Here is a 7,864-nt window from a genome sequence, read left to right on the forward strand (position 1 = left end):
CGGCTGGCGGACCTTCTGGATGCCACCTGTTTCAACAAAAACAATCGGTTAGGCGACACCTGTCTGCGCGCAGCTCTTTGTTGCGCTGGCTTGAAGCACGGCCAGTGCATCTGCGCCAGCGCGCCGCGATCTGCACGCAGAAAGGCGTCGTGACGAATGCGCCACTTGATCAGCGTTGCCATAAGGCACGCTGATCAAGTGGCCCAACCGTCATGGCATTCAGAAGGTTCGCCGGTCGTGCTGCGTGGCGAAGTGAAGGCTGGTTGCCTTGAGATCACACACCGAAACGGGCGCGATACTCCTCCAGACGAGTGCGCTCGCCGGCTAGAGCCTCATGTTCCCCGGCATAGGCCAGCAGCTCGCCGAGGCCCACAATGGAGACTACAGGAATGCCAAATTCGGCAGTCACTTCCTGGGCCGCGGAGCGAGCGCCTGTGCCACGTTCTTCCCGGTCCAAAGCAATCAATACTCCCGCCGGTGTTGCCGCCTGGCTTTGGATGAGCTTGAGCGATTCCCGAATGGCAGTTCCTGCCGTGATCACGTCGTCGACAATCAGGATGCGACCGGCCAACGGTGCGCCGACCAGATTGCCGCCCTCGCCATGGGTCTTGGCCTCCTTGCGGTTGTAGGCGTATCCGCAGTCGATGCCATGCCTTTCCGCCAGCGCCGCGGCGGTCAGGGCGGCGAGAGCGATACCCTTGTAGGCAGGCCCGAAAACCAGATCGAACGACAGGCCTGCATTGGCAGCGGCAGCGGCATAGCACTTTCCCAGCGCGCTCAAGGCAGCACCTGAATCAAACAGCCCTGCATTGAAAAAATACGGACTGACGCGTCCCGACTTGAGCGTGAACTCGCCAAATTTGAGCACGTTCCGCGCGATGGCCAGATCGAGAAAGTCACGTTGATAAGCTTGCATGCGGATGTCAGGAGGAGTGATTTGAGACTGGATTGTGCAAGACTCGCCAGTTGCTGGAAAGCGAAGCGCAATGAGCGGCTGGCGAAATATGGGCAAACGTGCCGAGAACAAACCGAAAGTCGCGACGCTTTTCCCGCAAACCGCTACGCGTATTCTGAAGGAGCCCGTTCATGGGCGAGGCTTCTTTTGCCGTGACAGTACATTTCGCGTCTGAAGGCGCTCCTGCAGATTCGCGGCGAAATTCATTTCGCTTCTTCCTATTCCCCACTCCCCACTCCCGCATTTCATGAGAATCATCACTTTCAATGCCAACGGCATCCGCTCGGCCGCAAACAAGGGCTTTTTCGACTGGCTCAAGCAACAAAAGGCTGATGTCACCTGCATTCAGGAAACCAAGGCCCAGGAAGATCAGTTGGGCGATCCCGTATTCCGCCCGGATGGCCATCATTGCTTCTACAAGGATGCGTCAACCAAAAAGGGCTATAGCGGTGTGGCGATCTATGCCAAACGCGAGCCGGACGAGGTGCGGACGGCACTTGGCTGGGCGCCGTTTGATGACGAAGGTCGCTATATCGAGGCGCGATTCGGCAACCTCAGTGTTGTTTCGTTCTATATCCCGTCTGGTTCCTCGGGCGAATTGCGTCAGGGCTTCAAGTTCGAGGTCATGGACTGGCTCAAGCCCATTCTCGATGAATGGATGAGCAGCGGCAGGGACTACGTCCTTTGCGGTGACTGGAACATCGTGCGCAGCGCACTCGACATCAAGAACTGGAAATCCAACCAGAAGAATTCCGGTTGTCTGCCGCCCGAGCGCGACTGGCTCAATGGCCTTTGCGGCCCGGCCAATGAAGAGTCGGGTGGCTGGGTTGATGCCTACCGCCTTCTGCATCCACAGGGTGAGGATTACACCTGGTGGAGTAATCGCGGCGCTGCGCGGGCCAACGATGTCGGCTGGCGCCTCGATTACCAGCTCACCACCCCAGCACTCGGGAAACGACTCAAGGCTTGCGCCATCGAGCGAGAACTGCGGTTTTCGGACCATGCACCATTCATCGTGGACTATCGCCAATGAGCGAAGCGAGTGGTGAGGTGGTGCGGGGTTGGCGTGGCGCGCTGCAGGCGTTCGGAACACGCTCGGCGCTCACCTTGTTCTTCTTCGGCTTTGGCTGTGGCTTGCCGTTCTTTCTGGTCGGCAATACCCTGGCAATCTGGTTGCGTGATGCGGGTTGGGAGCTGGGTCCGATCGGACTGGTCAGCTACCTCACGTTTTTCTACGTGTTCAAATTCATGTGGGCGCCCCTGCTCGATTCCCGCAGCCTGCCCGGCTTCGGTCGTCTCGGTCGCCGCCGCGGCTGGTTGTTGGCCGCGCAGCTTTCAATTGCGGCGGGACTCGCCGCGCTGGCACTGACTGGCCCGGTCAGCTCGGTACCGCTGTTTCTCGCCCTGGCCGGTTTCACCGCCCTGGCCGGCGCGACCCAGGACACCATGGTCGACGCCTATCGCGTCGAGATTGCGCCGATCGAGATGCAAGGTGCGCTGGCCGCGACCTATACGCTGGGCTATCGCATCGGATTGCAGTTGTGTGGCGGCGCACTGGTTTTGTATCTGGCGGATTTCGCCGGTTGGCGTATCGGCTATCTGGCCATGGCGGGATTCGCCTTGATCCCGGCACTGGCGACCCTGCTTTCACCAGAGCCGCCGCCCGGCGAGGGTTTCGACAAGGCCGCCAGACCGAGCTTTGTTGACGCCTACGTCAAGCCGTTTGCGGAGTTCTTTCGTCGCCATGGCTGGGTCCTGGGACTTGTCTTGCTGGCCTTCGTCGGCTTGTTCAAGTTGCCCGACCAGATGCTCAGCATTGCCGGGCCTTTCTATCTGGACACCGGATTCACCAAGAGTGATATCGCCACGGTGTCCAAGTTGTATGGCGTCTGGATGGGTATCGGTGGTGCGTTTCTTGGTGGCATGGTTGTCGCCGCGATTGGTGTGCGCAAGTCGCTGCTGATCGCGGCGATTGCAGTCGCGGTTTCCAACCTGCTGTTTATCTTGATGTCGATGTATCCGGGTCAGTTGTGGACGTTTGTCGCGACGATTTCAGGCGACAACTTGTCCCAGGGTTTTGCCGGAACCGTGCTGGTCTCGTTCCTCGCCTCACTGGTCGACAAGCGTTACACGGCGACTCAATACGCGTTGCTGTCGTCGTTGGCCAATTTGCCAGGAAAACTGATTGGCGGCTTTTCGGGATTCATCGTGGAGGCATCCAGCTACACCACGTTCTTTGTTATCAGCAGCGTATCGGTGATTCCGACCTTGTTGCTTCTGGCCTGGTTGTGGAATCGAATTGTCGTGGACACACAAACCGACGCAAGAGGAGCAAATCGTTGAGACGCTTCACGCTGAAAAATCGCGACAAAGTTGCGACAATCGCGAAGCTGCGACAACGACTTCCGGATCCATGCGCGAGCTAGTAGTCAAAAACATTGACGATGCGACGTACCAGCGCATGCTGGAAGTCGCCGATCAGCGTGGTTGGTCGATCGAGGGACTGGCCTTGCGCGCAATCCGCTACGCCATGGGTCTGAGCAGCGAAAGCCTCGCCGGTGAGGACCGGCAGGATATTGCGAACATGCGTGGGGTCTGGAATCAGACCGAAAATCAGGCGTTCCGCGAGGCCATGGAAGCCTTTCTTCAAGTTGAATCCGGGCCGACGTTCGAGTCTGATGATGTGCCCAGGAAGCCGGAGCCGGACTCCTGACAGACTCTTGAACGAGCGCGCGACAAAGCGAATATCAACAGCCGATCAAGATCGTGCCGATCAAGCATTTGCCATGTGAATCGCGCCAAGAATGCGTGGACCACGCGCGCCGGTAACGCCGGGCAGGTTGCCAGGCTGATGGGTGAGGCGCTGTCTGGCCAACCAGGCGAACAGGCAGGCTTCGACAAAATCCGGATCGACGCCGACACCGGCGGTGCTGATCAGTTGCACCGGCTGCAACGCCTTGGAGAGGGCAGCCATCAAGGCCGTATTGTGGACGCCTCCACCACAGGCGAGGACGAGGCGCGCGGACCCTGCGGCTGCCTTCAAAGCATCGGCGATGCTGCGGCTGGTAAGTGCCAGCAAGGTGGCCTGAACATCATTCGAGCTGATCCGGCGATGCGCCAGATGTGCGTCGAGCCAATCCAGATTGAAGGTCTCCCGCCCGGTGCTCTTGGGCGCTGGCAACTTGAAGTAGGCGTCGTCGAGCATGTCGCTCAGCAGATCGGCATTGATGCTCCCGGAGCTCGCCCAGGCGCCGTCGATATCGCACGGAGTGCCTTGGTGACGGACGTTCCACGCATCGAGCAGGCAATTGGCCGGGCCCGTATCAAAGCCGAGAATCTTCTGATCAGTATCGAGCAGACTCAGATTGGCAATGCCGCCCAGATTGAGTACCGCGCAAGGAGCGTGCTTGGCGAACGCCGCGGCGTGAAATGCCGGCGCAAGTGGTGCGCCCTGACCCCCGGCGGCGACATCGGCTCGACGGAAATCGGCAACGGTGCAGATACCGGTTCTTTCAGCGATTACCGTTGCGTCGCCAATTTGCAGCGAGAACGGGCACTCGGCATCGGGTCGGTGGCGAACGGTCTGGCCGTGCGAGCCGATCGCGGTTATCGCGGCGGCGGAAACACCAGCATCCGCAAGCAGGCTGAGTGCGGCGTCGGCAAAGCAGCGGCCAACGGCGACGTCGATCGCACCGAACTCATCCAGGGAAATACGGGCGTCGGCCGCGGTCAGGGCGAGAAGACGTTCGCGGATCGGTGCCGGGTAGGCCAGAGTCTTGCTGGCGAGAACTTGAAGTTCAGGTTCGAAGCGAACCAGCGCTGCGTCAATGCCGTCGGCGCTGGTGCCCGAGATCAAGCCAAGGAACAGTGCCGCCATGAGTTTGGCGTCAGTCCTTGCGCGCCAGATGCATCGATTCAACCATTTTGAGGCGGGCAATCAGCACCGATGAGTCCTTGTTGAAACGTGCGAGCTCGGTCGCGGGCAGGGGCTCTTCCTTGGGCAGGGTGACCGATAGCGGGTCGCGATGCTTGCCATTGACGCGGAATTCGTAGTGCAGATGAGGCCCGGTGGCGAGTCCGGTCATGCCGACATAGCCGATGACCTGACCTTGGCTGACACGTTGTCCAACCCGCTCAGCGGCGAAACGCGACATATGGCCATACAGCGTTGTGAACTTTCCGGGATGTTGCAGGATGACCACATTGCCGTAGCCGCGCTGTTTGCCGCGAAAGATGACCTTGCCCGCGCCAGCCGCATGGATTGGCGTGCCTCTCGGGGCAGCGTAGTCGACGCCACGATGGGCGCGCATCTTGCCAAGGATCGGATGCATGCGGCCGACCGAGAACTTCGACGAGATTCGTGTGAATTCGACCGGTGTGCGCAGGAAGGCCTTGCGCAACGGTCGTCCATCTTCCGTGTAAAAGAGCGTTTCACCCTTGGCGTTGGTGAAGCGAATCGCAGTAAAACGCTTGCCCTGGTTGATGAATGTCGCAGCGATGATGTCACCGCCGCGCAGACGCTCACCATCCCGGTAAACCTGATCGTAAATCACGCTGAAACTGTCGCCGCGGCGCAAATCCTGTGCGAAATCGATGTCATAGCCGAATGCCTTGGCCAGGCGAAGTGTCATCAAGTCGCTCATGCCGGCTTGATCACCGGCCTCGAACAGCGAACTGTTGATGACGCCGTGGGCCATTTCCACCCGGCGCTCCAGGGCGCGATCCTGAACTGTCTCGGTGACTTCCTCAGGGGTGAAGTGCAGCGTCACGCGGGCCGCGTCACCACGATCAAATCGCAACGCAAGCAAGTTGCCGGAAGCGTCGATATCGAAGGCGAATTCGTTTCCGGGCCGGATGCGACGCAATGCGGTGGCATCCGACTGTGCATCCAGCGCGCGCTGGAGGTCGGAAGGCGCCAAACCCTGATCACGGAAGATGTCGGATAATGACTGGCCCGGCTTGACCACGGCAATTGTCCAGTTCGGCTCGTTGCCGCTATCGGCGGCCAGACTGGCAATGGCTGCGTCAGCGCTGGCGCCTGCTGGCAGTGGAGGCAGCGGTAGATGCAGGGTCGTCAATGCCGAGCTGGCCGGATCGCTGCGCGTGGCGCTGGCGAAGGTCGGCATGACAACACCGACGAGTACGGTCATCAATACGGCGGCACCACCGAGGATCCAGTGTTCACGTCGCCACGAGACCGGAGCAGCTGCAACATTGCGCAGAAACGTCCAAGTCTGGTTTTTCAGGTAGAACTTCAGATGCTGGCGACGCGCAGGTTGCCGCAGGGAAAGTCCCCCGGTGACGCGATTTTCATTATCGGGAGGCAGATTAGTTTCGCTCACAATCGCGTTCCGGGTACTGGCCGCGTACCATAACGGCCCCTCGCAAGCGCCGTCAATGTCAATAGTGGCACGGGGTTACAAAACATTTCTCGATTAACGAACACTTAACCGAACATTTACTTCTGCGCCTCGAAAACCCATTTTTCCTGGCCGCTCGACCCGGATGAGCAGAGCAATTCATGAGCGAAATACAAGCCGCACTCGATTTGATTGGACGTGGTGCCGAGGAGATCATCAAAACCGAGGAGCTTGAGACCCGCCTCAAGCTCGGTCGACCGTTGCGAATCAAGGCCGGATTCGACCCAACCGCGCCGGATCTGCATATCGGCCATACGGTGCTGCTCAACAAGATGCGTCAGTTTCAGGATCTTGGTCACCAGGTCATCTTCCTGATCGGCGACTTCACCGGAATGATCGGCGATCCGACTGGCAAGAACGCAACGCGCAAGCCGCTGACGCGCGAAGATGTGGAAGCCAATGCAGTGACCTACACCGATCAGGTGTTCAAAGTGCTTGATCGCGAACGTACGGAAGTCAGGTTCAATTCCGAATGGTTTGGTGCGATGGGTGCGGCTGACATGATCAAGCTCGCCGGCCAGCACACGGTCGCGCGGATGCTCGAGCGCGATGACTTTTCAAAGCGCTATTCCGCTCAGCAACCCATTTCGATCCATGAGTTCCTGTATCCGCTGGTTCAAGGCTATGACTCGGTGGCCCTCAAGTCTGACGTCGAGCTGGGCGGTACCGACCAGAAGTTCAATCTGCTGATGGGGCGCGGGCTGCAGGAGCACTTCGGGCAGGCGCCACAGATTGTTTTGACCATGCCGTTGCTGGAAGGATTGGACGGCGTCAACAAGATGTCGAAATCGCTGGGCAACTACATCGGTATCAACGAGCCCGCCATCGATATTGTTACCAAGACCCTGAAAATCGGTGACGAACTCCTGTGGCGCTGGATCGAACTGCTCAGCTTCGAGATCTCGCTGACCGAAGTCGAGGTCCTGAAGCGCGATATCGCATCCGGCCAGCTCAACCCTCGCGACCTCAAGTTGCGCCTGGCTCGTGAGCTGGCGACCCGATTCCACGATGCAGACGCCGCAGAGCAAGCCATTGCCGGCTGGAACGCGGTGGTTCGTGGTCAGGGTGATACCAACCAGTTGCCCCTCAATGAGGTGGTGGTGCCGGCTGAGGGCTTGCGCCTGGCAGCATTGCTGACAGCGGTCGGATTGACCGCGAGCAACTCCGAAGCCAACCGCAAGCTCAAGGAAAATGCCGTACGCATTGATACCGAAGTCGTAGTCGATGCCCAGCGCGTCTTCACTGCGGGGTTTGAGGGTGTCTTGCAGGTGGGCAAGCGCAACTTTTCGCGAGTTCGCTTGATTGCCGGATGAGGTGATTGCGCAGCAGCGCTGCGGCAAAAGAGCCGCAGCGCAAAAAAAATCATCAAACCCCCTTCCGTAAATGCTGCAGTGCGGTTAGGATGCGCGCCCCCTGAGGAGCGGCTTGCTGGAAGAGCGGCGGCAGGGGGCCGGCAGAATCGATCGCGGAGAGTCACGAAAGAGCGCGA

At 59.4% G+C, this 7,864-nt stretch carries 8 protein-coding genes; 4 read left to right on the top strand and 4 right to left on the bottom strand.

From position 1 onward, the window contains the following. Window positions 1–182: hypothetical protein (locus VFN25_RS00225; RefSeq protein WP_325137555.1), on the bottom strand; the 182-nt coding region annotated here is incomplete at its 3' end. A gap of 92 nt (window positions 183–274) precedes the next feature. Continuing rightward, window positions 275–916 (bottom strand): orotate phosphoribosyltransferase, encoded by a 642-nt coding sequence (gene pyrE, locus VFN25_RS00230; RefSeq protein ID WP_325137557.1) that lies wholly within the window; start codon window positions 914–916, stop codon window positions 275–277. Window positions 917–1,202: 286 nt separating this feature from the next. Here pyrE and VFN25_RS00235 point away from each other — a divergent pair, with 286 nt between their 5' ends. From VFN25_RS00235 to VFN25_RS00245, 3 genes are all read left to right on the top strand, one after another. After that, window positions 1,203–1,988, top strand: a complete 786-nt coding sequence (locus tag VFN25_RS00235; RefSeq protein WP_325137559.1) for an exodeoxyribonuclease III — start codon at window positions 1,203–1,205, stop codon at window positions 1,986–1,988. After that, window positions 1,985–3,298: an AmpG family muropeptide MFS transporter gene (locus tag VFN25_RS00240; RefSeq protein WP_325137561.1), complete on the top strand. Its 1,314-nt coding sequence runs from the start codon at window positions 1,985–1,987 to the stop codon at window positions 3,296–3,298. Before VFN25_RS00235 ends, VFN25_RS00240 begins: the two co-directional genes overlap by 4 nt. 70 nt (window positions 3,299–3,368) lie before the next feature. After that, window positions 3,369–3,668, top strand: a complete 300-nt coding sequence (locus VFN25_RS00245; RefSeq protein WP_325137563.1) for a hypothetical protein — start codon at window positions 3,369–3,371, stop codon at window positions 3,666–3,668. A gap of 60 nt (window positions 3,669–3,728) precedes the next feature. On the opposite strand, the gene VFN25_RS00250 is transcribed toward VFN25_RS00245, so the two are convergent. Together VFN25_RS00250 and VFN25_RS00255 are read right to left on the bottom strand one after the other, a co-directional pair. Next, window positions 3,729–4,832, bottom strand: coding sequence for an anhydro-N-acetylmuramic acid kinase (locus VFN25_RS00250; protein WP_325137565.1), 1,104 nt, complete (start codon window positions 4,830–4,832; stop codon window positions 3,729–3,731). A gap of 10 nt (window positions 4,833–4,842) precedes the next feature. Continuing rightward, window positions 4,843–6,297 carry a M23 family metallopeptidase gene (locus VFN25_RS00255; RefSeq protein ID WP_325137568.1) on the bottom strand — a complete coding sequence of 485 codons (1,455 nt, stop codon included), beginning with the start codon at window positions 6,295–6,297 and terminating at the stop codon, window positions 4,843–4,845. 179 nt (window positions 6,298–6,476) lie between these two features. Here VFN25_RS00255 and tyrS point away from each other — a divergent pair, with 179 nt between their 5' ends. Then, the gene (gene tyrS / locus VFN25_RS00260) at window positions 6,477–7,688 is read left to right on the top strand and encodes a tyrosine--tRNA ligase (protein WP_325137571.1); all 1,212 of its coding nucleotides are present in this window, start codon (window positions 6,477–6,479) and stop codon (window positions 7,686–7,688) included. Window positions 7,689–7,864: the final 176 nt, after the last annotated feature.

Origin of the sequence: Dokdonella sp. (assembly GCF_035703485.1) — a bacterium.
Classification (GTDB): domain Bacteria; phylum Pseudomonadota; class Gammaproteobacteria; order Xanthomonadales; family Rhodanobacteraceae; genus Dokdonella.

Coding starts and splice junctions, on each gene's coding strand:
- pyrE (WP_325137557.1), bottom strand. CDS start 916: ATGCAAGCTTATCAACGTGACTTTCTCGATCTGGCCATCGCGCGGAAC.
- VFN25_RS00235 (WP_325137559.1), top strand. CDS start 1,203: ATGAGAATCATCACTTTCAATGCCAACGGCATCCGCTCGGCCGCAAAC.
- VFN25_RS00240 (WP_325137561.1), top strand. CDS start 1,985: ATGAGCGAAGCGAGTGGTGAGGTGGTGCGGGGTTGGCGTGGCGCGCTG.
- VFN25_RS00245 (WP_325137563.1), top strand. CDS start 3,369: ATGCGCGAGCTAGTAGTCAAAAACATTGACGATGCGACGTACCAGCGC.
- VFN25_RS00250 (WP_325137565.1), bottom strand. CDS start 4,832: ATGGCGGCACTGTTCCTTGGCTTGATCTCGGGCACCAGCGCCGACGGC.
- tyrS (WP_325137571.1), top strand. CDS start 6,477: ATGAGCGAAATACAAGCCGCACTCGATTTGATTGGACGTGGTGCCGAG.